The organism is Yinghuangia soli, assembly GCF_021502675.1.
In the GTDB taxonomy this organism is placed as follows: Bacteria; Actinomycetota; Actinomycetes; order Streptomycetales; family Streptomycetaceae; genus Yinghuangia; species Yinghuangia soli.
The window spans coordinates 1-24,246 of the sequence record NZ_JAKFHA010000056.1; the positions used below are offsets into that span (position 1 = coordinate 1).

The window sequence follows — 24,246 nt, forward strand, 5'->3', positions numbered from 1 at the left end:
CCGCCTCGGGCGTCCGGGCCGGGGCACCGCTGCGCGACTTCTCGTCAGCAGGGATCGCGCAGATCGTCGCTGCCCAGGGCCTGCGCCCGGATCTCGGTCGGGGGCGTGCCGTACATCTTGCGCATGGCGCGGCTGAAGTCCGCCGGGTGCCGGAACCCCCAACGCGCGCTGATCTCGCCCACACCGTGATGGCGCATCGCGGGGTCGACCAGGTCGTCGCGGCAGCGTTCGAGCCGACGGCGCCGGATCGTGGCGGCTACGGTCTCGGGCTCGCCGTGGAAGAGTTGGTGCAGGGAACGCAGCGAGATGTGGTGGTGTGCCGCGATCGCCGCCGGATTCAGATGCGGATCGCCCAAGTTGGCGTCGATGAACGCGTCGACGCGGGCCCGCAGTACCGCGGCCCGGGTTTCGGCGGGGAGGGTGCGCAGGCCACCGATCCGGTCCGCCAGAGTGGCAACGGCCAGGTCCACCGCGACAGTGCTGAGCCGCGCGACTCCTTCGGGATGGGCTGTCCGTGCCGCGTCCGGTAACCCGCTCAGGTACGGGCCTAACAGGGCCGCCGCCCCGACGTCCCCGGCAGCCGTTCGGCGAGCAGCCCGTCCACCCGGCCCGGAGCCAGGGGCAGGGCTGCGCGCGGCAGTCGTACCAAAGCCAGTTGATGCCGGCCGGCGCCGCCGAACGCGCACGAGAGCGGGAGCGAGGTCGAATACAGCGTCACGTCGCCGGCTTCCAGAACCGCGACGTTGCGTCTCTGCTCGAGCCGCAGCGTGCCCTCTTGGACCACCATCAGGTAGTAGTCCTCGGAATTGCCCCTGCGGATCTCGGCTGCCGAACGCCGGATTTCCATGGCCGAGAGCCTGAAGATCGCAACCCGGCTGTGCAGCGGGTGCACGGCCTGCGCCCACCCGTCGAACCGATCGGGGGCCGGACCGGGAGTGGACACCGGCGTGACTTCGCGGTCGACCATGTCGACCCACCAGTCGAACCGTTCGTGCATCGGCACGTCGTCGGTACTCACGGTCGCCACAGATTCGGGGGCGGGCTTCCACTGCGCCCGCGTCTCCTCGATAGACATCCAACGATCCTTGGCGACTAACCAGTAGGTTGAGTAGGCAAATACTGGTCACTCTCCGACTGCGCGGCTGGGGGCGCACCCGCGTTGCCCGGCGGAGCCTTTGCGAGCGTGGCTGCTAGCGCACCTGGTGAGTGCGGCCTACCAGTTCCTTGAGGACGTCGGCCATGGTGACGACGCCGATCAGGCGGCCGGATTCGGTGACGGCGGCCAGGTGGGCGGCGGTGTGCCGCATCGAGGTGAGGACGTCGTCGAGGCGGGTGTCGGCGGCGACGGTGGTGACGGGGCGGAGGGCGGCGGGGCCGAAGGGGGTGTCGCGGTCGTCGGTTTCGAGGGCGTCCTTGACGTGCAGATAGCCGAGGACGGCGCCGTCGTCGCGGACCACCGGGAAGCGGGAGTAGCCGCTCTGGACGGCGAGTCGTTCCAGCATGCGGGGGGTGACGTCGGCCGGGGCCTGCACCATTTTGTGCAGGGGCAGGACGACCTCGGAGACGGGGCGTTCGCCGAGCGCGAGGGCGTCGCGGAGCAGTTCGCTTTCGTCCTCGTCGAGGAGGCCGGTGTCGCGGGCCTCGTCGACCATGCGGGTCAGCTGGTCGCCGGTGAAGGCGGCGTTGACCTCGTCCTTGGGTTCGACGCGGAGCAGGCGCAGGATGCCGTTGGCGAGGGTGTTGATGGTGAAGATGACGGGACGCAGGGCGCGGGTCATCGCCACCAGGCCCGGGCCGAGGAGCATGGCGGTGCGGGCCGGGGCGGCGAGGGCGAGGTTCTTGGGGATCATCTCGCCGATCAGCATGTGCAGGTACGTGGCGAGCGCGAGCGCGAGGGCGAACGAGACTGGGTGGATCGCCCCGTCGGGCATGTTGACGGCCTCGAAGACCGGCTCCATGAGGTGGGCGATCGCCGGTTCGGCCACGACGCCGAGGACGAGGGACGAGACGGTGATGCCGAGCTGCGCGGTGGCCAGGACCGCGGATACGTGTTCGAGGCCCCAGATGACGCGCCGGGCCCGCCGGTCGCCCGCGGCGGCGAGGGGCTCGACCTGGCTGCGGCGTACCGAGATCAGCGCGAACTCGGCGCCGACGAAGAAGGCGTTCGTCACCAAGGTGAGTGCGCCGATGAGCAGTTGGAGGATGGTCATCGTCCGGCCTCCTCGCCGTGCGGGGCGCCGTCCGGGTCGTCCTCGGGGAGCGGGCCGGTGAGGGTGAGCCGGGCGGCGCGGTGCTGCGCGACTTCGGTCACGGTCAGCACCCAGTCGTCGAGGGCGACCATGTCGCCGACCTCGGGAATGCGGGCCAGCTGGTCGGCGACCAGGCCGGCGACCGTCTCGTACGGCCCGTCGGGGGCGTGCAGGCCGAGCTCGCCGAGCTGGTCGACGCGGTGCGCGCCGTCGACGTCCCAGGTAGGGTGCCCGTCGGCGTCCGGTTCGGTGGGGACGACCTCGGGGGTCTCCTCGGGGTCGTGCTCGTCGCGTACCTCGCCGACGACCTCCTCGACGATGTCCTCGAGGGTCACCACGCCTGCGGTGCCGCCGTATTCGTCGATGACGACGGCCATGGTCTGCTCGCCGCTGAGGCGGTCGAGCAGGTCGTCCACAGGGAGCGTCTCGGGCACCAGGATCGGGGCCACCGCGATCTCCGCGACGGTACGCCGGTCGCGGTCCGCCTCCGGTACGGCGAGCGCGGCCTTGAGGTCGACGAAGCCGCACACCTGGTCGAGGCTGTCCCGGTAGACCGGGAACCGCGAGTGGCCGGTCGCCCGCGCTATCGCGACGACCCCGCCGACCGGCGCATCGGCGTCCACGCCGTGTACGCGCACCCGCGGCGTCATGATCTGCTCGGCGGACAGGTCGCCCAGGCTCACGGCGCGGACGAAGAGGTCCGCAGTGTCCGGCTCCAGCGTGCCCGCGCTGACCGAGTGGCGGGCGAGGGCGACGAGCTCCTGGGGGCTGCGGGCCGAGGCCAACTCCTCGACGGGCTCCAGGCCGAAGCGCCGTACTGCGCGGTTCGCGGTGCGGTTGAGGTGGTTGATCAGCGGCGAGAACGCCGCGGTGAACGCGCGCTGCGGCCCGGCGACGGCCTTGGCCACGCTGAGCGGGTGCGAGATCGCCCAGTTCTTCGGGACGAGTTCGCCGAACACCATGAGGGCGATGGTCGAGAGTGTGATGCCGAGGATCAGCGCGACGGTGTCGACGGCGCCGTCCGGTACGCCGATGGCCTCGAGCGGACCGGTGAGCAGTGCCGCGATGGACGGCTGGGCCAGCATGCCGATCACCAGCGACGTGACGGTGATGCCGAGTTGCGCCCCGGAGAGCTGGAACGTCAGCCGCTTGACCGCGCGCAGCGCCCCGGCCGCGCCGCGTTCGCCGTCGGCGGCGGCCTGCTCCAGGGTGCCGCGGTCCACGGTGGTCAGGGCGAACTCGGCGGCCACGAACACCGCGCAGGCCGCGATCAGTGCGATCGCGACGGCGAGCAGGATCACCTCGGTCATCGGCCCGCCGCCCACGGCCTCGGTGCGGACGGCGGCCTGGGACTGCCTGCGGGATCGTCCATCGCTGGTGCGGACACCTCTCGTAGCGGCGGCGCCGAAGCGCGGGGTGGTGCGTGCGGCCGGGAGTGCCCCGGGCCCGCGCGTACGTTGTTTCTACAGCATTGTAAAAAGACCGCAAAGCACCGGACGGCTCCCGGACGTGCCGAGGGCCGGGTGCGCATATGGCGCCCCGGCCCTCGGATCTACCGTCCGTCCCGGCCGGCCTGTCCGTTCCGGCCGGTCCTCGAGCCGTCCGTCAGAGGTCGAACTCGGTCGGCGCGATGCCGAGGGTGAAGCAGGCCTCGCGTACGACCGCGCGCTCCTGGGCGTCGAAGTCGCCGTCCGCGCCGCCGATCACGATGCCGATCTGGATCACCGCGCGGGCCTCGTCCGGCTTCTTCTTGGCCTTGGCGACCTCCTGCATGACCGAGACCTTGCCGAGCTGGAAGTCCGACTGGAGCTGGTTCGCATAGCCGAAGAACCGGCGCTGCAGGTCGTCCTTGTCGAAGTTCTGCAGCACCTCGTTGTTGGCGATCAGCTGCGCGACCTTCGCCGTCTCGGACTGGTCGATGTGCCCGTCGGCGGCCGCGACCAGCGCGCACATCGCCATGCTCGCATCGCGGAACGCACCGCTCTTGAGGTCGTTCTTCTTCGCCACCAACTGCGTCTGCATGCTCTGCGCGGACTGCTTGAACCGGTCCCAAAGTGCCATGCGCGTCTCCCGAGTCGCCGTTGCCGATCCCGGGCGAGGACCGCTCGGGCAGTTGAGAATCTACAGAAGTGTAGATGAGGCCCGGATGTGGGCCCCGTAAGGGCAGCTCACAGAGCCAGGCTCACAACGGCGTCGCGGCCTTGAGGATGACGAAGAGCGCCACTGTCGCATTGGCCGCCGACATGACCGACACCGTGGTGCCGGCCGCCGCCACGATCGCGGCCAGCCCGGCGCGCGAACGCGGCGCCGGCCAAGCGGTGTCCGGCATCGGCCCCATCAGCGCCGCGACCCGCCGCGGCACCGCACCCCGCACCGGGCCCGGCGCCGAACCCCGCGCGGAACCCCGCCCGGCACCCGGCGCGGGAGCGGCGAACGCGGGCAGCCCCTCGGGCGCCGAACCCCGCGTCGCCAGCGCGGCCTTGCCGACCGCGCGGGCCGTGGTCCGCCGGTCGCCGACCGCCTGCGCCGCCTCTTCGTCGGCCCAGCGCTCCACGGTGTACCCGATCGCGGTACGCAGCGGCCGCAGCAGCGGCTGGCTCGCCGCCGCCAGCCGGGCGGCCAGCAGCACCCGGTGGTGGCGTCCGGTCAGGTGGGCGCGCTCGTGGGCTATGAGTGCGTGCTGTTCGGGCGGCGTGAGGCAGCGGAGCATGCCGGTGGACACCACGACACGCGGCTTCTCGCCGCCCGCGCCCGGCAGTGCGAAGGCGTACGGCTCGTCGTCCGGCAGGACCGCGACATCGCCCTGCGCCGGGAGTTCGCGGACCGCACGGCGCGCCGCGGACCGGACGCGGCACGCCCGGCGCACCACCACGGCCGCCGCGGCCACCACGGCGAGCAGCCCGGCGATCGCGAGCGTGCCGGTGAGCCGGACATGCGGCACCTCGTCGCGCACCTCCGGGTCCGCCCAGCCGTCCGGCAGCGGATTGCCCGGCACCTGGGCCGTGCCGACCACCATCAGGAGCGCCAGGCAGAGCGTGCTGCACGCGGCCAGCACCACGGCCACCGCGGTGAGCAGCCGGGTGGCGGTACGGGGGTGCAAGTGGTCGGCGGCCAGCCGCGCGACGGGCAGCGCGGTGAGCGGGAGGACCAGCGGCAGGAAGACGGCGAAGCGCACCGCTCAGCCCTCGGGATCGCCCGACCGGCCGCCCGGCCGGTCACCGAGGCGGTCGTACGCCGCCCCACCGGGCCCGCCACCGGGCCGGTCGTCCGCCAGTGCGCCCAGCAGATCCCGCAGCGTCCGCTCGTCCTCGTCGGACAGGTCCGACACGAAGCTCGCCAGGACCGCCGCGCGGTCGCTCTCCCGGTCCAGAACCTGCCGCATCCGCAGCGCGGCCACGCCGGCCTCGTCGGCGACCGGGCGGTACGCGTACGAGCGCCCGTAGCGGCTCCGGGTCAGCAGCCCCTTGTCGTACAGCCGCGACATGATCGTCACCACTGTGCTGTACGCCAGGTCGCCGCCCAGCTGCTCCTGCGCCCAGGTGGCGGTGCGCGCCTCGCCGGAGGTCCACAGCAGCGCCAGCACCGCGGATTCCAGCTCGCCCGGGCCGCGCCGCTGCGCGCGCGCACGACCGTCCGGCCCCTCCTGCCGACGCTCCACCATGCCGCCTCCCAGACCGGTCGCCGCGGACAACCGCCGCCGGGGGAGCGTATCGGCTGCCCCGCGACCGGGTCGGGATGGCCGCCCGAGGCCGGGACGGACCACTGCGGCCGGATAGCCTGAGCGGAAGCGACGGGACGACCTGGGGCGGGGACCGTGGACCTGGCTGCGCGTTACCAAGGCGCTTGCGACGCTGCGCTGTTCGCCGCCGAATGCAGTGAGGACGCGTATCGGCTCGGCGAACTCGACACTGTGCTCAAACCGTGGGTCCGCCACGAGATAGCGCGCCGCGAGGACAACCTGTCGTGGTGCGACAACAGCAGTGATCTCGCGCTCGCCGTAGGCGGGGTCGCCGATATCGCCCCCGCCTACGCCAGGCTGCGCCGCGAGCTGTTCTCCGACCTGCACCACATCGGCCGCCCCGAGCCGCCCTGGCGCAAGGTCGGTCCGACCCTTGCGGTCCGGGCACCGCTGCAGGTGTGGCGCCGCCGCCCGCAGTACGCGCTGCGTGTGCCCGAGGGAGGTATTGCCGTCGCCGGCGCCCGGACCTGGGAGTTCACCGTCTTCGCCCGGGTCGCCGCGGAACCCGGCGCAGGAACCGGGGTGACCCGGACGGCCGTCGCGCACCGGGTCATGGCCTTCGGCGCGGACAGCCGCACGGGCAGCCGCGACGACAGCCGCAAGGAGAACATCCGGGAGACGACCGTCCAGGTCACCCACGAGCTGGAGCAACAGCGCGAGCACTATGAGGAATTGACGTACGGCTTCGGAGTGCTGGGGATCCGCGCCCGGTTCGCGGCCCTCTACGACCCGGATGCCGGCCAAGGGCCCGCGGCCTCGCCGCCGGGGTGATACGGGTGATCACCCCGGCGGCGTGGAGCGGTTCCGGCCGACGGCCGGTGCCGCGGACCGTCCGGATCCCCGGTCGCACCGGATCCGCGGCCCACCGGATCCGCAGACCGGGTCTCAGCGCGCGGCAGCAGCGCCTGCCGCGCGCCCGCCGCGCTCCGCGTGCGCGGTGAGCAGCCGGGTGCGGGTGGCCTCCGCGGTGGCCAGCTCGATGGCCGTCCAGGCCATGGCCAGACCGCCGTCGAGCACCGCCTTGTCGGCTCCGGGTGTAGTGCCGTACGCCGTGAACTCCGGGTTGTGCATGATGGTTTCGCCGCAGTCGTAGCCGATGCTCGGGTGGATGGTGGGCATGACATGCGAGATGTTGCCCATGTCGGTCGACCCGCCGCGCATGCCGGACGGGACGAGGTCGAAGCTGCGGCCCAGCGCCTCCGCGGAACGCCGGTAGGCCTCCCCGAACTCGGCGTCCTGCCGCAGGTCGGCGTAGTCGCGTCCGACGTCGGCGAGTTCGAGTTCGGCGCCGGTCGCCAGTGCGCCGGCCTCGAAGCAGGCCCGGATACGGGCCTTGAGCGCGGCCAGGTCCTCGGCCGTCTCGGCGCGGCAGTCGTAGTCGGCGGTGACGCGTCCGGGGATGACGTTGGGCGCCTCGCCGCCGCAGGTGACGACGCCGTGCACGATGCCGCCGGGGATCATCTGCTGCCGGTACGCGCCGATGGCGACCTGCGCGATCATCATCGCGTCGGCGGCGTTGACGCCCTTGTGCGGCATCGCGGCGGCGTGTGCCGTCACGCCGGTGTACGCGACCTGCCAGCTGCTGATGGCGTGCGAGGTGAAGCCGAGGCCGTCCACGGGTGCGGCGTGCACCATCATCGCCGCGGTCACGTCGTCGAACGCGCCGCGCTCGAGCATGTAGACCTTGCCGCCGCCGTACTCCTCGGCGGGGGTGCCGAGGAGCTTGACGGTGATGCCGAGGTCGTCGGCCACCGGGGCGAGGGCCAGGGCCGCGGCGACCGCCGCCGCGCCGTTGACGTTGTGGCCGCAGGCGTGGCCGATGCCGGGCAGTGCGTCGTACTCGGCGGTGATGCCGATGACCAGGTCGCCGGAGCCGTGGGTGGCGGTGAACGCGGTCGGCAGATCGCACACACCGCGTGCCACCGCGAAGCCCGCGCCTTCCATGAGGTCGGCGATCTTCTTCGCGGACTTGTGTTCCTCGAAGGCGAGTTCGGGTTCGGCGTGCAGGCTGTGGCTCAGCGCGAGGACGGCTTCGCGGTGCGCGGAGAGGCGGGTCCGGGCGGCTTCGCGGGGGTCGGCGGAGGTGGTCATGCGGTGCTGCCTTTCGAGGCGCTGGTGGGGGCGGTCGCGGGGGCGCCGGCCGGAGCGGGGACGACCGCGGCGGCACCGGGGGCTTCGGCGGCCGGGCGGGCCCGGTACAGGCAGGCGGTCAGCGCGGCGAGTGCGGACACGCCCGCGGCCAGCCACCACGAATTGGTGAACCCGGCCTCGGTCGGGAAGAGCGCGTCGCCTTCGGTGTGCGCGGTCATGATCGCGCCGACCACCGCGGCGCCGACGGACCCGCCGACCGTGATCATCAGTTCGTTGATGCCGGAGCCGACCGCGGTCTCCTCCTCGGGGACCGCTTCGACCGCGATGGTCCGGGTGCCCTGCTGCAGCAGGCCGATGCCGAGCCCGGCGATCGCCCCGAACACCAAGTACGGCAGCAGATCGTCGTGCATCAGCGCGGTGAGGCCGTAGCCGACCGCCATCAGCGTCCCGCCCGCGACCAGCATGAGTCGGTCGCCGAAGCGGGCCGCGACCGCCGGTGCGGCGACCGCGCCGGCCGCCATGCCCAGCACCGCGGGCAGCGCCGCGAAACTGACGGCCAGGGCGCCGAGGCCGAGTCCGAAGCCGAACGTGTCCGCGGGCAGGCTGCTGAAGATCGAGCCGGGGACCATGAGGCTGAAGAAGACGAACGAGAACAGCAGTGCGATCAGCGAGGTGACCAGGACCGGGACATGGGCGAACATCCGTACCTGCACCATGGGTTCGGGGTGGCGCAGCTCGACCGCGACGAACGCCGCGATCAGCACCAGGCCGCCCAGGCCGTAGCCGAGCGTGCGGCCGGCGGTCCACCCCCACACCTGGCCCTGGCTGAGCGCGAGCAGGACGCCGACCAGGCCGGCGCCGATCAGCACGCCGCCCAGCCAGTCGATGCGGCCGCCGGGCCGGTCGGTGGTCTCCGGGAGCACGAACTGCGCGATGCCGACCGCGATCGCGACGGCGGCGACCGGCACCCATAGGGCGGACGTGGGGTTGTCGGCGTACTCGGCGACCAGGCCGCTGCCGACCAGGCCGACGCCGCTGCCGATGCCGATCGCGGCGACCATCAGGCCGATGCCCTTGCGGTTCTCGGCCTCGCCGCCGTGGTTGCGCAGGATGCCCACCAGCAGCGGGAACAGCCCGGACAGCGACCCCTGGAGCACCTGTCCGGCAAGCAGCAGCTCGAAGTCGCGCGCCAGCGCGACCATGAGCGAGCCGACCAGGATGATCGCCAGGTTGGCGCGCAGGATGCGGCGGTGCCCGTACAGGTCGCCCATCCGGGAGAGCACCGGGGCGAAGACCGCACTGGAGAGCAGGTTGGCGATGCTCACCCAGTTCAGCTGGGCCGCGGTGACGTCCAGCCGCTCCGACAGGATGCGGAACAGCGGGGTGAGGAAACTCTGCAGCGAGCCGCTGACGATCTCGACGACGACCACCGAGGCGAGGACGACGCCCACGGGCGTGGCGCGTCGGGCCCGGTCCGGCAGGGGCGGTCTGGTCGCCGCGGTGGAGGGCGGCGGTGTTGCGGTCATGTGGACTCCGCGGATCGGGGGCCGGGGCCGTGGCCGGGCCGGTGGCTGGATCGGTGGCGCGGTGTCGTCCCCGAGGGGGCTCGACGTGACGGGCCTGCGCGACGAAGATGACCTCACGGCCACGAAAGGCCTACGGTTCCCCGGCCTGCCGCATGAAAGGAGCATCGATGCCCCGGCCCGTGCAGGATGCGGACGCTCTCGACGATCTCGACCGGGCCGTGATCGAAGCCCTCCAGGTCAGCCCGCGGGCGAGCTGGGCCGCGGTGGGGGCGGCACTGGACGTCGACCCGGTCACCGTCGCGCGGCGCTGGAAGCGGCTCAGCGGGGACGGCTCCGCGTGGGTGACCGCCTATCCGATCGGACCGGACCTGGGCGGCGGCGCGGTCGCGCTGGTCGACATCGGAGTCGATCCGGCCCGCCTGGACACCACCGCCCGCGCCATCGGGCAGGACCCGCACGTGTTCACCCTGGAACGTGCGACCGGGGCGCACAGCCTGACCGCAATCGTCGCGGCCCCCGACCTCGCGGAGCTCACCGGGCACTGCATCGACCGGATCGAACGCGCGCCCGGGGTCCGGGCGGTGGAGATCCACCTGGTGACCCGGTTGTTCCTGGAGGCCTCCCGCTGGCGCATCCGCGGCCTGTCCCCGGCGCAGCTGACCCGGCTGAAGGAGGCGGCCCCGCCGCCGCCGGTCCGCACCGCGCCGCACGCCGCCCGCCCGGACGCCGACGTCGTGGCCGCGCTGGCCGCCGACGGACGCACCACCGGCGCGGAACTCGCCGCACTGCTGGACATCGGCGTGCACACCGCCCGGCGGCGCCTGGACCGGGTGATCGCAGACGGGCACCTGGTCTTCCGCTGCGACGTCGCGCAGCCCCTGACCGGATGGCCGGTCTGCGCGACCTTCCGTGCCACCGTCGCTCCCGGCAAGGTGACCGCGACCGCGCAGACGCTCTCCACGCTGCCCGAGATCCGCATGTGCCTGGCCACCACCGGGCCGCACAACCTGCACATCTCGGTATGGCTGCGATCCACTGCCGACGTGCACCGGCTGGAGACGCTGCTCGCCGAGCGGCTCCCGGAGCTGCACATCGCGGACCGGGTGGTGGTGCTGCGGCAATACAAGGCGAGCGGACGGACGTTGGACGCCGCGGGGCGCGCGGTCCCGGCCGACCGGTCGGGCGGCGTCGGTCCGCCGGCGGCCGTCGGCTAGCCCGCCGGCAGGCTGCCGCACAAGCCGCTCTTCTGTCTGATTCCTGCGCCATTTTCCGCTGATCAGCTCGTTTACTGCGGCAATTCTCGGAAGTGTGGGTGATTCGGGAGCGACTCCGCAGACTCAGGGCGTCCCGTCCCGTCGCGAGGAAGCCCGTCCCACTATGCATACGTACGACCCGAACCTCACCGACCTCGTGTTCGCGTACATGCGTGACCGTCTCCAGCTTGATCCGGTGCCGTTGGACCATCCGGGCGACAAGGACAAGCTGGACCGGGCCCTTGCGGGTCTGATCGGGCAGGAGGGAAACGATCCGGCGGAGGTGCTGCGGCTGTACGCCGAGCAGCTCGCGCCGACGGTGATCTCGTGCGACAGCCCGCGGTTCCTCTCCTTCATACCGGCGGCGCCGACCAAGGCGGCGCTGCTGTTCGACATGGTCGTCTCGTGTGCGTCGATCCAGGGGATCTCGTGGCTGGAGGCCTCGGGGGCGATCGCCGCGGAGAACCAGGTCCTGCGGCTGATCGCGGACCTCGCCGGCCTGCCCGCCCAGGCCGGGGGCTGCTTCGTGTCCGGCGGGTCGGCGGGGAACTTGTCAGCGCTGGTCGTGGCGCGTGACACCGCGCGGCGCAAGCGGGGCCTGGGCGACTTCGACCGGGTCCGCATCGCGGTGTCGGACCAGGCGCACTCCTCGATCGGGAACACGCTGCGGATCATCGGCGTCGAGCCGCTGGTGGTGGCCACCGCCGACCACCGCCTCACCGGACCGGCGCTGCGCGAGGCGCTGCTCGCCGACCCCGACCCCGCGAACGTGATCGGTGTGGTCGCCACCGCCGGGACCACCAACGCCGGGATCGTCGACGACCTGGCCGGCGTCGCCGAGGTCGCCTCCGAGTACGGCCTGTGGTTCCACGTCGACGGCGCCTACGGCGGCGCCGGCCTGTTCGCCCCGAGCGTCCGGCACAAGTACGCCGGGATCGAGCACGCCGACTCCTTCGTCGTCGACCCGCACAAGTGGCTGTTCGCGCCGTTCGACTGCGCCGCGCTGGTCTACCGGGACCCGCACCTGGCCAAGGCCGTGCACACCCAGGACGCCTCCTACCTCGACGTCCTGCACACCGGCGACAAGTACGAGTGGAACCCCACCGACTACGCCTACCACCTCACCCGCCGCGCCCGCGGCCTGCCGCTGTGGTTCTCCCTCGCCGTCCACGGCGTGAAGGCCTACACCGACGCCGTCGAGACCGCGCTGACCCTCGCCCGCGACACCGCCGAGGTCATCCGGGCGACGCCGCACCTGGAACTGATCCGCGACCCCGAGCTGTCCGCGGTCGTGTTCCGCCGCACCGGCTGGACCGCGGACGACTACACCGCTTGGTCCGACCGGCTCCTCGCCGGACAGGTCGGCTTCGTCACCCCCACCGGCTGGGAAGGCGAAACCGTCGCCCGCTTCGCGTTCCTCCACCCCCACACCACCATGGACATGGTCCACGAAATCCTCGACACCATGAAATGAACCACCGTACGGGCGCTGCGGGTTCAGGGACGGCCCGCGGGGAGCACCACCCGGAACGCGGCGCCGCCGTCCGGGCCCGGACCCGCGGTGACCGTGCCGTCGTGGGCCTGCACCAGCGCGGCGACGATCGCGAGGCCGAGACCCGAGCCGCCGCCCGAACCGCGGCTGCGCGAGGAGTCGACGCGGTAGAAGCGTTCGAAGACGCGCTTGGCGTCGGACGCGGACAGGCCCTCGCCGTGGTCGCGGACCTCGAGCAGCGCGGTGCCGTCCGGTAGCCGGCCCACGGTGAGGTCGACGGCGGTGCCCTCGGGGGTGTGCCGCAGCGCGTTCGAGACGAGGTTGGCGACGACCTGCCGCAGGCGCGGTTCGTCGCCGGACACTTCGGTGGGCTGCGCGGGGCGGCCGTCCGGGCCGGTCAGGGACACCGGCCGGGACGGCGCCAGCGTCCGGATGTCGTCCAAGGCATCGGCGGCCAGGATGCGCAGGTCGACCGCGTCGCGGCGGAGCGGGCGCTGCTCGTCGAGCCGGGCGAGCTGCAGGAGGTCTTCGACCAGGCCGGTCATGCGCGCGGCCTCGTCCTCGATGCGCCGCATCATGCGGTCGACCTCGGCAGGCGAGCGCAGGCCGCCGAGCCGGTGGAGCTCGGCGAAACCCCGCACGCTGGACAACGGCGTACGCAGTTCGTGGCCCGCGTCCGCGACGAACCGCAGCATGCGCGCCTCGGACTGCGCACGGGCCTCGAAGGCGGTCTCGATCTGCGCGAGCATGCCGTTGAGCGCGGCGGACAAGCGCCCGATCTCGGTCCCCGCGGCACCGGCCGGCACCCGGTGCGACAGGTCCCCGGCCGCGATCGCCGCGGCGGTCTGCTCGATCCGGCGCAGCGGCCGCAGGCCGGCCCGCACCGCGAACCAGCCGGCCACCGCGAGCACGACGAGGCAGCCTGCGCCCAGGCCGAGGCAGACGTTGCGCATGCGCTCGACGGCGGCGTCCACGTCGTGCAGGGACTGGGCCACCACCGCGGTGCCGGTGCCGTCCGCCAGCGGAACGGCGATCACGCGGTAGCGCTCGCTCCCGTCATCGGCGGCACCGGTGGTGAACGCCTCGCGAGCCAGCCGCGCGACCGCGGCCTGGTCCAGCACCGGAAGCTTGGGCCCGGCCTCGTCCTCGGCGCCCGGGGCCCGCACCTGGCGGACCAGCGAGCCGTCCGGCGTCAGATAGCTCGCGACGATCCGGCTGGGCAGGCCGTTCGGTGCGCGCGGCCGCCGCTCGGGGACCTCCCCGGTACTGGGCGCGGTGGTGTTCGGCTCGATCGGGCGGATGGACAACAACCGTGCCGCCTGGTGCAGTTCGCGGTCGACCTGCTCGGTCAGGTAGCGGTCCAGCACGCCGAGCAGCACCGTCTGCGTGACGACCAGGGCGACCGCCACCAAGGCCATCGCGATCGCCACGACGCGCGCCCGCAGGGAGAGCCGGCCGATGCCGGGCACCTTGCCGCGCCGGGCGGATGCGGCTGCTGCTGCGAGTGCGCCTCGGGCGGCCACCCCTCAGCCCCGTGCGGGGTCGGCCGGCGGCTTGCGCAGCACGTACCCCACGCCGCGCACCGTGTGGATGAGCCGCGGCTCGCCGGCGTCCATCTTGCGCCGCAGGTAGCTGATGTACGACTCGACGATGCTCATGTCGCCGCCGAAGTCGTAGCGCCACACGTGGTCCAGGATCTGCCCCTTCGACACCACCCGCCCGTGGTTGGCCATGAGGTAGTGGAGCAGCTTGAACTCGGTCGGCGACAGCGACACGGGACGGCCGCCGCGCAGCACTTCGTGCCCCTCGGGATCGAGTTCGAGGTCGCCGACGACCAGCCGGCCGCTCGCCGCGCCGGTGTCCACGCCGCTGCGCCGCAGCACCGCCTGGATCCGGGCGATGAGCTCGGTGAGGCTGAACGGTTTGGTGACGTAGTCGTCGCCGCCCAGGCTGAGGCCGGTGACCTTGTCGCCGACCGCGTCGCGGGCGCTCAGGAAGAGCACCGGAGGGCGGGAGCTGCCGGAGCGGAGTCGGCGGACCACTTCGAAGCCGTCGATGTCCGGCAGCATCACGTCGAGGACCACCAGGTCGGGCCGCCGGGCGGCGACCGCGGCCACCGCCTCGGCGCCGCATGCCGCGGAGTCCACGCTGAAGCCGGCGAACCTCAGGCTCTCGGCCAGGAGTTCGCGGATGTTGGGTTCGTCGTCGACGACCAGGAGATGGGTACGCGGTTCGCCGTACGCGGATCCCGGACCCGTCCCCGCGGCCGACCCCGGCACGGGCGCGCCGGCCCCGGCAAGCCCGGCCCCCTCGGCCCCCGGCACGGTCAGCCCCGCCCGGCGGGCCCGCCGGCCGCGCCGCCCGCGGCCGCGGTGCCGGGCGCGACGGACGTCGCGGAGAGCAGCCCGTCGGTGCCGGTCGTCCCGCGGACCACCACGGAGTCGCCGGGGTGCAGGTCGGCAGGCGAGCCCTTCTGGCTCACCGTGATCGAAGTCGAGGCATCGGTCTTCACCTTGACGACCTTGCCCGACGAATCTGAGAGGTAGATGAAATCGCCGTCGACCAGCTTGACGGTGCCGAAGGCGGTACCGCTCCCGGCGGCGCCCTGTTGGGCCTGGCCCTGCTGGCCCTGCTGGCCCTGCTGGCCTTGTGCCGTACCGGCGGGCGACCGGCCTTGTCCTTGGGCCTGGCCGCCCGCCGCGGCACCGCCGGGGGCCGCGGTGCCCGTACGACCGGCCGGGGCCGCCGCAGTGCCCGAGCCGTCCCCCCGTTCCTGCTGGACTTTGACGCCGGCCGCGAACCCGGCGGTGAGCAGCAGCGCACCGGAAAGCCCCAGGGTGAGCAGCGGGAGCTTGGCCCGCGGCCGGGCGGTCAGCTCGTCCTCGATGTCCCGGGCCCCGACCGGGCGGGCCAGCACCGCCTCGGCGCGGCTCGGGACCGCGGCGGGCTCGGCGGTGTCGCCGGCCATGTCGACGGACTCGACGGACTCGGTGGTGCCGCGGCTGCCCGGGGTGCCAGGAGCGCCTGGGGTGTCCCGGGCGTCCCGGGCGTCGTCGGTGTCGCGGGTGAAGGCCATGGTGGGGGCGTCCTTTGCGCTGTCCATACCGGTGTCGGTCCTCCTCGGTTCCGGGCCGCCGGTGCCCTGCCTACTCATGCCGCAGGGCCTCGATCGGCCGCAGCGCCGCCGCCCGCGCGGCCGGATAGCCGCCGAAGAACAGGCCCAGCGCCACCGACACCCCGAACGCCGCGACGACCGACGACGGCACGACCACCGGCTCGATCCCGACCACGGTGAACCGGGCCGCGCAGAGCCCCGCGGCCACGCCCAGCGCCCCGCCGATCACCGACAGCAGGGTCGACTCGGCCAGGAACTGCCCCAGGATCGCGCCGCGCGGTGCGCCGATGGCCTTGCGGATGCCGATCTCGCGGGTCCGCTCGGCGACGGTGACCAGCATGATGTTCGTGATGCCGATGCCGCCGACCAGCAGCGAGATCGCCGCCACCGCACCGAGCAGCACCGTGAAGGTGCGGTTGGTCTCGTCGTTGGCGCTCAGCAGCGATTCCTGGTTGACGATGCGGTAGTCGGTCTGCGCCGAACTGGTGATCTTGTGGCGGGAGTTCAGGACCGCGGTGATCTCCGCCTGCGCCTCGTCGGTGTCCGCGGCCGAGGTCGCCTGCACCGCGATCTGGCTCAGCGACCCGTACCCGGCCAGGCTCGCGCGCAGCGTGCTGACCGGCATGACGACCGTGTCGTCGGTGTCCTGCGCACCGCCGCCCTTGGTGGCCAGCACGCCGACCACCCGGAACGGGATGCCGGAGATCAGGACCTGCTTGTCGATCGGGTCCTCGGGGCCGAAGGCGTTCTCCACGGTCGTACTGCCCAGCACCACCACCTTGCGGGCGTTGTCGACGTCCGCGGCGCTCAACGCCACCCCGCGCGCAATCTGGTGGTTGGTGGTGGGGAACCAGTCCGGCGTGGTGCCCACGACCGAGTTCACGGTGGTGGACTGGGCCGCGTACACCACGGACGCCGACGTGCTCTGCACCGGCGCGGCGGACTTCACATGCGGCGCCTGGGCGGGGTCCGCCAGCGCCTTGGCGTCGTCCAGGGTCAGGTCCTTGAGGTCGCTGCCGCGCCCCGCCGCCCCGAACCGCCCGCCGCCCGCGGTGTGCGAGACGGTGATCAGGTTGGTGCCGAGGTTCTCGATCGAGGCCTGGACCGATTTGGACGAGCCGTTGCCGACCGCGACCAGGAGGATCACCGCGCCGACGCCGATGAGCACGCCGAGCATCGTCAAGGCCGTGCGGATCTTGTTGGCGAGCAGGCCGAGGAGGGCGAACCGCCCGATCTCCCATGGACTCACGCGGTCACCGCCCAGGGCGCGTCCTGCCGCCGGTCCTCCGCGACCAGCCCGTCGACCAGCCGGACGACCCGCTTGGCGCGGGCCGCGACCTCGTCCTCGTGGGTGATCACCACGACGGTGCGGCCGCTTGCGTTGAGCCGGGAGACGATGTCGAGGATCTCCGCGGTGCTGCGGCTGTCCAGGTTGCCGGTCGGTTCGTCGGCCAGCAGCATCGCGGGCGCGGTGACCAGCGCCCGCGCCACCGCGACGCGCTGCTGCTGGCCGCCGGAGAGCTCGTTCGGCCGGTGGTGGAGGCGTTCCGACAGGCCGACCAGGTCGAGTGCGGCCAGCGCGCGCCGGCGCCGCTCGCGGGCCCGCACGCCCGCGTACGCGAGCGGGAGTTCGACGTTGGCGAGCGCGGTGGTGCGCGGGATCAGGTTGAACGACTGGAAGACGAAGCCGATCCGCCGGTTCCGCACGAGGGACAGCTGATGCTCGTCCAGGCCGCCCACGTCCAGCCCGTCCAGCAGGTAGCGGCCGCTGGTCGGGGTGTCCAGGCAGCCGAGGATGTTCATCAGCGTGGACTTGCCGGAGCCGGAACTGCCCATGACGGCGACGAAGTCGCCGGCCGCCACGGTGAGGTCGACGCCGCGCAGCGCCTGTACCGCGGCATCGCCGCGTCCGTATTCCTTGGTCAGCCCGCGGACCTGGACGACCGGTGCCGGAGCGCTCATCGGCCGGCCCCGCCGCCGGGCACCGCGCCGCCGGGCGGCACGAAACCGCCGCCCGCTCCGCCGAAGCCGCCCGGCCCCGTGAGGCCGCCTCCCGCGGTGCCGGTCGTGGTCCGGCCGGTGCTGCCCGCCGTACCGCCGCCGGCCGTCACGACCGCGACGACGACCTCTTCGCCGGCGGTGAGCCCGGTCAGGATCTGGGTGGTCTGGTCGCCGATCACGCCGACCGACACGGTGCGGCGCTGCTGCGCGCCGCCGGACACCACCGTGACCGCGGCGTTCGCACCGCTCCCGGTCACCGCGGCGGACGGCACGGTGACCGCGTTGTCGGCCTGCGCGACGACCACCTGGACGTTGGCGGTCTGCCCGGTCTTCAGGGTGCTCACGTCGCCTTCGAGGGCGATCACCGCGCTGTACTTCACCGAGCCGGATGTCGAGCCGCTGTCCGGCAGCGGGTTGATGCTGAGCACCTTGGCGTTGCGCTTCACCGTGCTGTCGACGTTCATCGCGACGGTCGCGGCCTGCCCGGCCTTCACCTTGGCGGCGTCGGCCTCCGGGAACGACACCTTGATCTGCATGCCGGTCGGGTTGGCGAGCACGACGAAGCCCGAGGCGGACGAACCGGACGACGACGCCCCCGAACCGCCGCTGCCGCCGGACCCGCCCGAGCCCCCGGACGTCCCCGAGCCTCCGGACGCGGATGCGGTGTCGCCGACCTTCCCGGCCACCGAGGCCACGATGCCGTCGGTCGGGGCCTTGAGCACGCACCCGGCCAACGTCCGCTGCGCGGCCGCGAGTTTGTTCTGCGCCTGGACGAGGGCGGACTCCGCCTGGGCGACCTGCGCGGAGTCGACCGTCGTCGTGGTGCTCGGGGACGGGGTCGCGGCGACCGCCTTCGCCTGGACGGACGCTGCACTTGCGGTGGCGGTGGCGGTGGGTGTGGCCGAGGCGCCGGAGGCTCCCGTACCGCCTGCGGTGCCGGTGGCACCCGAGGTGCCGGTGCCGGTTCCGGTGCCGTTGCCCGTGGACCCGGACCCGGTCTGACCCGTGCCTCCCGAGCTCGCGCCTCCCGAGCTCGCGCCTCCGGAACCGGTACCGCCCGAACTCGCGCCGCCTGTACTGCCGCCGGAACCGGAGCCGCCCGTGCTCGGGTTCAGCGTGACCGTGGTGCCCTTCTTCGCCTTGGCGAGGTTCTGCTCCGCGACCTCGACCGCGAGCTCCGCCTCGGTGACGTCCTCCTGCGCCGCGGTCGGGTCGATCTCGGCGAGCACCTGGCCGGCCGCGACCTTGTCGCCCACCTTGGCGTGGACCTTGGTCACCGTCCCGGAGGCGGCGAACGAGACGCCCACATCCGACGGGGAACTCAGCGAGCCGGAGGCCGAGACCGTGGCCATGACCGTGCCCTGCGCGGCCTTGGCCGTCTGGGTCCGGGCGGCCGCCGAGGTCCCGCCGTCGTCGCCGAACTGGGCGTAGGCGACCCCGGCACCTGCTGCCAGGGCCACCGCCAGGGCCGCGTTGACCATCACGGTCTTGCGTCGTCGCACAACCTTCATGGCGGGAAAGCCTGGACCGCTCCGGTGGCGGGCGGCTGGGGAGAACCTGGGAGTTTCCTGACAGCGCCGGGCCTCCGACCCGGCCGGAAACCGTGACAAAGCCCGGCCCAGGGGACGTCCCGCCCCGGAAGGCCCCTCCGGACTCCCAGCCGGCGCCCAGCCAATTGCGGGGTTGCCGTCATGCGCGGGCGGTTGGGTGGCGTGCGAACCCGTACGCGCCTTTCGAAGGAGCCCCGCGATGGCCCGGTACGCGCACCGCGCACGCACATCGGCAGCAGTCCTCACCGCGGTCGCGGCGATGTCCCTGCTCGCCGCCTGCGGCGGGAGCGGCGGCGGAGGTGCGGCCGGGGGAGCCGACCCGGCCGCGGCCGGGGCAAGCGCGTCCGCCGGGAACAACGCCTACCGCGAGTGCATGGCGTCGCACGGCGTGGAGATCCCCGCCGGCGGCATGCAGGGCGGCCGCGGCACCGGCGCACCCCCGTCCGGCTTCCCCACCGCGCGACCGACCGACCGCCCCACGGACCGCCCCGCGGGCCGGCCCACCGAGTGGCCCTCGGGACGCCCGTCGGGCATGCCGACCGACCGCGCCAACCCCCGCGCCACCGACCCCGCATGGCAGCAGGCCGAGCAGGCCTGCGCCGCCTTGCGCCCGACGCGTGCTCCGGGCGGTGCCCCGGTCGGCGGCCAAGGCGCCCCGGGCGGCCCCGAGGCCACCAACGGCACCCCCGCCCCCGGCGCAGGTGCGTCGGACTCCGCCACCGAGGCCTTCGCGAGCTGCATGAAGGACCACAACGTGACCGTCCCGGCAGGAGGCGCGGCCGCCCTGGACCGCACAGCCCCCGACGTCGCCGCCGCACTAACTGTCTGCCAGCCCCTGCTCCCGACCGCAGGCTGACCACGCCACCCCACCGCCAATTCGCCTGCCCACACCACCCGCAGCTCTCCAGACCCCGACCACCCAGTCGGCCACGGCACGTGGTTGACCACCAGTTTCCGACGGTTGCCTCAACCGCCAACCGCCAACCGCCAACCGCCAACCGCCAACCGCCAACCGCCAACCGCCAACCGCCGTCATCCGACCACGGACCGCGAACCACCGAACTTCAGAGTCCTGTTCGTCGCCTCCGACAGCCGTCCGGAGCGGTGTGCCAGTGCAGCGCCTCTGCCGCGACGCGTACGCTCCCGCCGCCGACGAGCAGCACGTAGCGCTCGCGCTCGGCGTGGTCGGCCAAGCGCCACCACCCGCGCCCGGCCCTGAGCACCTCGCCGGCGTCCATGGCGTCGTCCCACCCGGTCAGGGTGCGGCGGAGAAGGGATGGATGCTCACCGGGCGCGTCGGGGCCGACCGGCCTTCGTGCGCCCAGACGGATGCGGAGCAACGGCCCTCCCGAGGGTCGGCAGCCGCCGGACGCGTGCGGCGGCTGCCGTGAGGCTGCCTCGTGCCCGCGGGAGCCGTCAAGACACGACGCGGCGCGGACGTTCAGATGGCCGCGGCCAGTTCGGTGCCCTGCTTGATGGCGGACTTCGCGTCGAGTTCCGCGGCTTCGAATGCGCCGCCGATCAGATGGGACCGGATGCCGGCGGCCTCCAGTGCTGTGTGCAGGTCGCGGCGGGGTTCTTGCCCGGCGCACAGGACGATGGTGTCGACGGCGAGGAGGCGCGGTTCCCCGTCGACGGTGATGTGCAGGCCGTCGTCGTCGATGCGGTCGTAGGTGACGCCGCCGGTCATGGTGACGCCGCGGCGGCGGAGTTCGGTGCGGTGGATCCAGCCGGTGGTCTTGCCGAGGCCGGCGCCGAGTTTGCCGGTGCGGCGCTGGAGCAGGTGGACGGCCCGGGGGGACGGCTCCAACACGGCCGTGCCGAGCGCGCCAGGGTTGCGGTACTCGTCGTCGATGCCCCATCGGCGCGCGAACGCGGCGGGTTTGGCGGCTGCGTCGTCGCCGGGGTCGGTGAGGAAGGCGGCGACGTCGAAGCCGATGCCGCCCGCTCCGACGATGGCGACGGTTGCGCCGACTGCGCGGCCGTCGCGCAGGACATCGAGGTAGGTGGCGACGCTGGGGTGGTCCGAGCCGGGGATGGCCGGGTCGCGCGGGGTGACGCCGGTGGCCAGGACGATCTCGTCGAAGCCTTCGGCGGCGAGGAGTTCGGGGGTGGCCGGGGCTCCGAGGCGGACGTCGATCCGGTTGATGCGCAGTTGCTCGCGGTAGTAGCGGATCGTCTCCTCGAACTCCTGCTTGCCGGGCACCTTGCGGGCCACGTTCAGCTGCCCGCCGATTTCCGGTGCCGCATCGAACAGGGTTACGTGATGGCCGCGTTCGACGGCGGTGAGGGTGAAGGCGAGTCCGGCGGGACCGGCGCCGACCACGCCGATGCGCTTGGCCCGCCGGGTGGGCTGCCAGGTCAGCTCGGTCTCGTGGGCGGCGCGCGGGTTGACCAGGCAGGACGTGATGCGGCCGGTGAAGGTGTGGTCCAGGCAGGCTTGGTTGCAGCCGATGCACGTGTTGATGGTCTGCGCCGCGTCGCGCCGGGCCTTGGCGAGGAAGTCCGGGTCGGCCAGGAACGGCCGGGCCATCGACACCAGGTCGGCGGTGCCGTCGGCGAGCAACTGCTCGGCCAGTTCCGGGGTGTTGATGCGGTTGCTGGTCACCAGCGGGATGCCGACCTCGCCCATGAGGCGGCGGGTGACCCAGGTGTACGCGCCGCGGGGGACGGAGGTGGCGATGGTCGGGATGCGCGCCTCATGCCAGCCGATGCCGGTGTTGATGATCGTGGCGCCCGCCGCTTCGATGGCATGGGCCAACTGGATGACCTCGTCGAGGGTGGACCCGCCGGGCACCAGGTCGAGCATCGACAGGCGGTAGATGAGGATGAAGTGGGGGCCGACGCGTTCGCGGACCCGGCGCACGATCTCGACGGGGAACCGCATGCGGTTCTCGTACGAGCCGCCCCAGCGGTCGGTGCGGTGGTTGGTCGCGGCGGCCAGGAACTCGTTGATCAGGTAGCCCTCGGAGCCCATGATCTCGACGCCGTCGTACCCGGCATGCTGCGCGAGTGCCGCGGCCCGCACGAAGTCCTCGATGGTCTCTTCGACTTCGTCGTCGGTGAGGGCGTGCGGGACGTACGCGCTGATGGGCGCCTGGAGTGCGCTGGGGGCGACCAGGTCGGGGTGGTGGGCGTAGCGGCCGAAGTGCAGGATCTGCATGGCGATGCGGCCGCCGGCCTCGTGCACGGCCCGGGTGATGGCGCGGTGCTCGTCGGCCTCGTCCTCGGTGGTCATTTTGGCGCCGTCCGGCCACGGGCGGCCGCGTTTGTTCGGGGCGATGCCCCCGGTCACGATCAGGCCGACGCCGCCGCGGGCGCGCGCGGCGTAGAACTCGGCCATGCGGGTGAACCCGCCCGGGGCTTCTTCGAGTCCGAGGTGCATCGAGCCCATGATCACCCGGTTGGGGAGGGTGACGGCCCCGAGGTCGAGCGGACGGAACAGGTGCGGGTACGCGGACATGCGGCAGCTCTTTCGGTGACGGGGGAGGGGGCGTATGGCGACCGGAAGGCGGCGGATCGACCGGATGGACAGGGCGCGGGGCCAGACAGGGCGCGGGGGCGTCCCGGCCGGGCGCGCCGAGGAGGCGCACCCGGCACGGCGGCAGTCCTCAGCCGACTTCGCGGACCAGTTCCAGCGCCCGGCCGAGCGTCTCCAGCCGGGCCGCGATGGTGTCGCCGGCCGGGTACAGGCGCACCGTGTCGACGCCGACGTCCCGCCACACGCGCAGCCGCGTGCGGATCATGTCCTCGGTGCCGATCAGCGTGGTGGCGAGGACCATGTCGTCGGTGACCAGCCGGACTGCCGCCTCGCGGTCGCCCGACTGCCACGCGGCGCGGATCTCCGCGGCGGCCTCCGCCCAGCCCTGGCGGCTGTAGGCGTTGTTGTAGAAGTTGGTGCTGCCCGACCCCATGCCGCCCAGCGAGAAAGCGAGTTCCTTCTTGCGGCTGCCCACGATGCGGGCGAGGTCGTCCTCGTCGCGGGCGAAGTTCACCTCGGCCCCCTGGCAGACGTCCAGGTCGGCGCGTGTACGCCCGGCCGCCGCGAGCCCGGCGTCCAGGTGGCGGAAGTAGGCGTCGGAACCCTCGGGGACGAAGCTGGTGCCGAGCCAGCCGTCCGCGACCCGGCCGGTGAGCTCCAGCATCTTCGGGGACAGCGACGCCAGGTAGATGGGAACGTCCACCGGCGGCACCGACACGCGCATGGGCCGCGCCTCGCCGCCGGCCAGCGGGATCGTGAACTCGTCGCCCTGGTAAGAGACTTTCTCGCCGGAGAAGACGGCCCGCACGATCTCGACGGTCTCCCGCATGCGCCGCAGCGGACGCCCGAACGGCACGCCGTGCAGGCCTTCCATGACCTGCGGCCCCGACGCGCCGAGTCCGAGCAGGAAGCGGCCTTCCGACATGTGCGCGAGCGTCATGGCGGCCTGCGCGATGGCCGCGGGCGTGCGGGTGCCAAGCTGGATGACTCCGGAGCCGAGCAGCATGCGCTCGGTGCGGGCGGCCAGGAAGCCGAGCGGGGACGGGGCGTCCGAGCCCCAGGCCTCGGCCACCCAGCAGATGTCGAGCCCGAGCTTCTCGGCCTCGACGACGAAGTCCACCAGCTCGGGCCAACTGCTGTGCCCCGAGGCCTCGATGGTGGTGGCGGTGCGCATCAGTGGTCTCCGGCGGGGTCGGTCGGGTCGAGCGACGGGGCGCCCGCGGACTCGGCGCGCGCCTTGATGGCGGCCAGGTTGGCGGTGATGCCGGCCTCGAACTCGCGCAGCCGCACGAACACGATCTTCTGCTCCTTGTCCGGCATCTGCTCGATCGCGATGCTGAGCCCGGACCGTCCGGGGCCCATCCGCACCCACTGTTCGAGCACCGTGCCGCGGCCCTCCGGGCGGAGCGTGAACCGCCAGGTGGCCGTGGGCTGTTCGGGGTCCTCGACGGCCCACGTGAAGACCCGCCCCGGTTCACAGGCGACGACGTGCGACGTGGTCCGCCATTCCCCGAACGCCGCATGCTTGCTGCGCCCTTCGAAGCGGTGGCCCACCGCCGGACCGGCGGCGCCGTCCAGCCAGGCGACGGAGACGAGTTCGGCGCTGAGTTCGGCCATCAGGCCGATGTCGGCGACCAGCGCCCAGACCCGGTCGCAGGGGGCGTCGATGTAGGTCTCGACGGCCACGGTGGGCAGGTCCGCGTACCGTTGCCCGGTCCATTCCATGACGGTGTGCTCCTCGGTTCTCGT

Annotated in this window: 23 protein-coding genes; 4 read left to right on the top strand and 19 right to left on the bottom strand. The window is 73.0% G+C overall.

Translation table 11 applies throughout. The annotated features are described in order from the left end of the window. Nucleotides 1-44: 44 nt before the first annotated feature. From LZ495_RS41555 to LZ495_RS41585, 7 genes are all read right to left on the bottom strand, one after another. Nucleotides 45-470 carry a helix-turn-helix domain-containing protein gene (locus LZ495_RS41555; RefSeq protein WP_235058442.1) on the bottom strand — a complete coding sequence of 142 codons (426 nt, stop codon included), beginning with the start codon at nt 468-470 and terminating at the stop codon, nt 45-47. A 77-nt stretch (nt 471-547) separates the two neighbouring features. After that, complete coding sequence (locus LZ495_RS41560; protein ID WP_235058443.1) at nt 548-1,075, bottom strand: AraC-like ligand-binding domain-containing protein; 528 nt, start codon at nt 1,073-1,075, stop codon at nt 548-550. Nucleotides 1,076-1,190: 115 nt separating this feature from the next. Further along, nucleotides 1,191-2,210 (bottom strand): hemolysin family protein, encoded by a 1,020-nt coding sequence (locus LZ495_RS41565; protein ID WP_235058444.1) that lies wholly within the window; start codon nt 2,208-2,210, stop codon nt 1,191-1,193. Continuing rightward, nucleotides 2,207-3,559, bottom strand: a complete 1,353-nt coding sequence (locus LZ495_RS41570; RefSeq protein ID WP_235058445.1) for a hemolysin family protein — start codon at nt 3,557-3,559, stop codon at nt 2,207-2,209. Before LZ495_RS41570 ends, LZ495_RS41565 begins: the two co-directional genes overlap by 4 nt. A gap of 295 nt (nt 3,560-3,854) precedes the next feature. Beyond that, the gene (locus LZ495_RS41575) at nt 3,855-4,310 is read right to left on the bottom strand and encodes a tellurite resistance TerB family protein (RefSeq protein ID WP_235058446.1); all 456 of its coding nucleotides are present in this window, start codon (nt 4,308-4,310) and stop codon (nt 3,855-3,857) included. A gap of 121 nt (nt 4,311-4,431) precedes the next feature. Then, the gene (locus LZ495_RS41580) at nt 4,432-5,424 is read right to left on the bottom strand and encodes a M56 family metallopeptidase (protein ID WP_235058447.1); all 993 of its coding nucleotides are present in this window, start codon (nt 5,422-5,424) and stop codon (nt 4,432-4,434) included. Nucleotides 5,425-5,427: 3 nt separating this feature from the next. Beyond that, nucleotides 5,428-5,910 (bottom strand): BlaI/MecI/CopY family transcriptional regulator, encoded by a 483-nt coding sequence (locus LZ495_RS41585; protein ID WP_235058448.1) that lies wholly within the window; start codon nt 5,908-5,910, stop codon nt 5,428-5,430. 153 nt (nt 5,911-6,063) lie between these two features. Between LZ495_RS41585 and LZ495_RS41590 the strand changes: the two genes are divergently transcribed. Next, nucleotides 6,064-6,759, top strand: a complete 696-nt coding sequence (locus LZ495_RS41590; RefSeq protein ID WP_235058449.1) for a hypothetical protein — start codon at nt 6,064-6,066, stop codon at nt 6,757-6,759. Between the two features lie 114 nt (nt 6,760-6,873). Here the strand turns inward: LZ495_RS41590 and LZ495_RS41595 are convergent, their stop codons facing one another. Continuing rightward, a complete protein-coding gene (locus tag LZ495_RS41595) occupies nt 6,874-8,079 on the bottom strand; it encodes an amidohydrolase (protein WP_235058450.1) in 1,206 nt (401 codons plus the stop codon). Beyond that, a complete protein-coding gene (locus tag LZ495_RS41600; RefSeq protein ID WP_235058451.1) occupies nt 8,076-9,605 on the bottom strand; it encodes an MFS transporter in 1,530 nt (509 codons plus the stop codon). Before LZ495_RS41600 ends, LZ495_RS41595 begins: the two co-directional genes overlap by 4 nt. A gap of 167 nt (nt 9,606-9,772) precedes the next feature. Between LZ495_RS41600 and LZ495_RS41605 the strand changes: the two genes are divergently transcribed. Together LZ495_RS41605 and LZ495_RS41610 are read left to right on the top strand one after the other, a co-directional pair. Continuing rightward, nucleotides 9,773-10,819, top strand: coding sequence for an Lrp/AsnC family transcriptional regulator (locus LZ495_RS41605; protein WP_235058452.1), 1,047 nt, complete (start codon nt 9,773-9,775; stop codon nt 10,817-10,819). 163 nt (nt 10,820-10,982) lie between these two features. Next, on the top strand, nt 10,983-12,332 hold the full coding sequence (locus tag LZ495_RS41610; RefSeq protein WP_235058453.1) for a pyridoxal phosphate-dependent decarboxylase family protein: 1,350 nt from the start codon (nt 10,983-10,985) through the stop codon (nt 12,330-12,332). 23 nt (nt 12,333-12,355) lie between these two features. Here LZ495_RS41610 and LZ495_RS41615 read toward each other — a convergent pair whose 3' ends face one another. Genes LZ495_RS41615 through LZ495_RS41640 form a run of 6 tightly spaced genes read right to left on the bottom strand, consistent with a single transcriptional unit; the run spans nt 12,356 to nt 18,977 of the window. Then, nucleotides 12,356-13,873 (bottom strand): sensor histidine kinase, encoded by a 1,518-nt coding sequence (locus LZ495_RS41615; protein ID WP_235058454.1) that lies wholly within the window; start codon nt 13,871-13,873, stop codon nt 12,356-12,358. 3 nt (nt 13,874-13,876) lie between these two features. Continuing rightward, nucleotides 13,877-14,629 carry a response regulator transcription factor gene (locus LZ495_RS41620; RefSeq protein WP_235058470.1) on the bottom strand — a complete coding sequence of 251 codons (753 nt, stop codon included), beginning with the start codon at nt 14,627-14,629 and terminating at the stop codon, nt 13,877-13,879. A gap of 47 nt (nt 14,630-14,676) precedes the next feature. After that, the gene (locus LZ495_RS41625) at nt 14,677-15,453 is read right to left on the bottom strand and encodes a hypothetical protein (protein ID WP_235058455.1); all 777 of its coding nucleotides are present in this window, start codon (nt 15,451-15,453) and stop codon (nt 14,677-14,679) included. 43 nt (nt 15,454-15,496) lie between these two features. Continuing rightward, entirely contained in the window at nt 15,497-16,714 is a 1,218-nt protein-coding gene (locus tag LZ495_RS41630) for an ABC transporter permease (RefSeq protein WP_235058456.1), read from the bottom strand. Further along, a complete protein-coding gene (locus tag LZ495_RS41635) occupies nt 16,711-17,427 on the bottom strand; it encodes an ABC transporter ATP-binding protein (protein WP_235058457.1) in 717 nt (238 codons plus the stop codon). The genes LZ495_RS41630 and LZ495_RS41635 overlap by 4 nt, the downstream gene beginning before the upstream one ends. Continuing rightward, nucleotides 17,424-18,977, bottom strand: a complete 1,554-nt coding sequence (locus tag LZ495_RS41640; RefSeq protein ID WP_235058458.1) for an efflux RND transporter periplasmic adaptor subunit — start codon at nt 18,975-18,977, stop codon at nt 17,424-17,426. The genes LZ495_RS41635 and LZ495_RS41640 overlap by 4 nt, the downstream gene beginning before the upstream one ends. A 238-nt stretch (nt 18,978-19,215) precedes the next feature. Between LZ495_RS41640 and LZ495_RS41645 the strand changes: the two genes are divergently transcribed. Beyond that, on the top strand, nt 19,216-19,872 hold the full coding sequence (locus LZ495_RS41645; RefSeq protein ID WP_235058459.1) for a hypothetical protein: 657 nt from the start codon (nt 19,216-19,218) through the stop codon (nt 19,870-19,872). A 208-nt stretch (nt 19,873-20,080) separates the two neighbouring features. On the opposite strand, the gene LZ495_RS41650 is transcribed toward LZ495_RS41645, so the two are convergent. The 4 genes from LZ495_RS41650 to LZ495_RS41665 form a co-directional block, all read right to left on the bottom strand. Next, a complete protein-coding gene (locus LZ495_RS41650) occupies nt 20,081-20,254 on the bottom strand; it encodes a hypothetical protein (RefSeq protein WP_235058460.1) in 174 nt (57 codons plus the stop codon). Nucleotides 20,255-20,457: 203 nt separating this feature from the next. Beyond that, complete coding sequence (locus tag LZ495_RS41655; RefSeq protein ID WP_235058461.1) at nt 20,458-22,479, bottom strand: oxidoreductase; 2,022 nt, start codon at nt 22,477-22,479, stop codon at nt 20,458-20,460. A gap of 148 nt (nt 22,480-22,627) precedes the next feature. Further along, nucleotides 22,628-23,671 (bottom strand): LLM class flavin-dependent oxidoreductase, encoded by a 1,044-nt coding sequence (locus LZ495_RS41660; protein ID WP_235058462.1) that lies wholly within the window; start codon nt 23,669-23,671, stop codon nt 22,628-22,630. Then, on the bottom strand, nt 23,671-24,222 hold the full coding sequence (locus LZ495_RS41665) for an SRPBCC family protein (protein ID WP_235058463.1): 552 nt from the start codon (nt 24,220-24,222) through the stop codon (nt 23,671-23,673). Before LZ495_RS41665 ends, LZ495_RS41660 begins: the two co-directional genes overlap by 1 nt. Between the last annotated feature and the right edge of the window lie 24 nt (nt 24,223-24,246).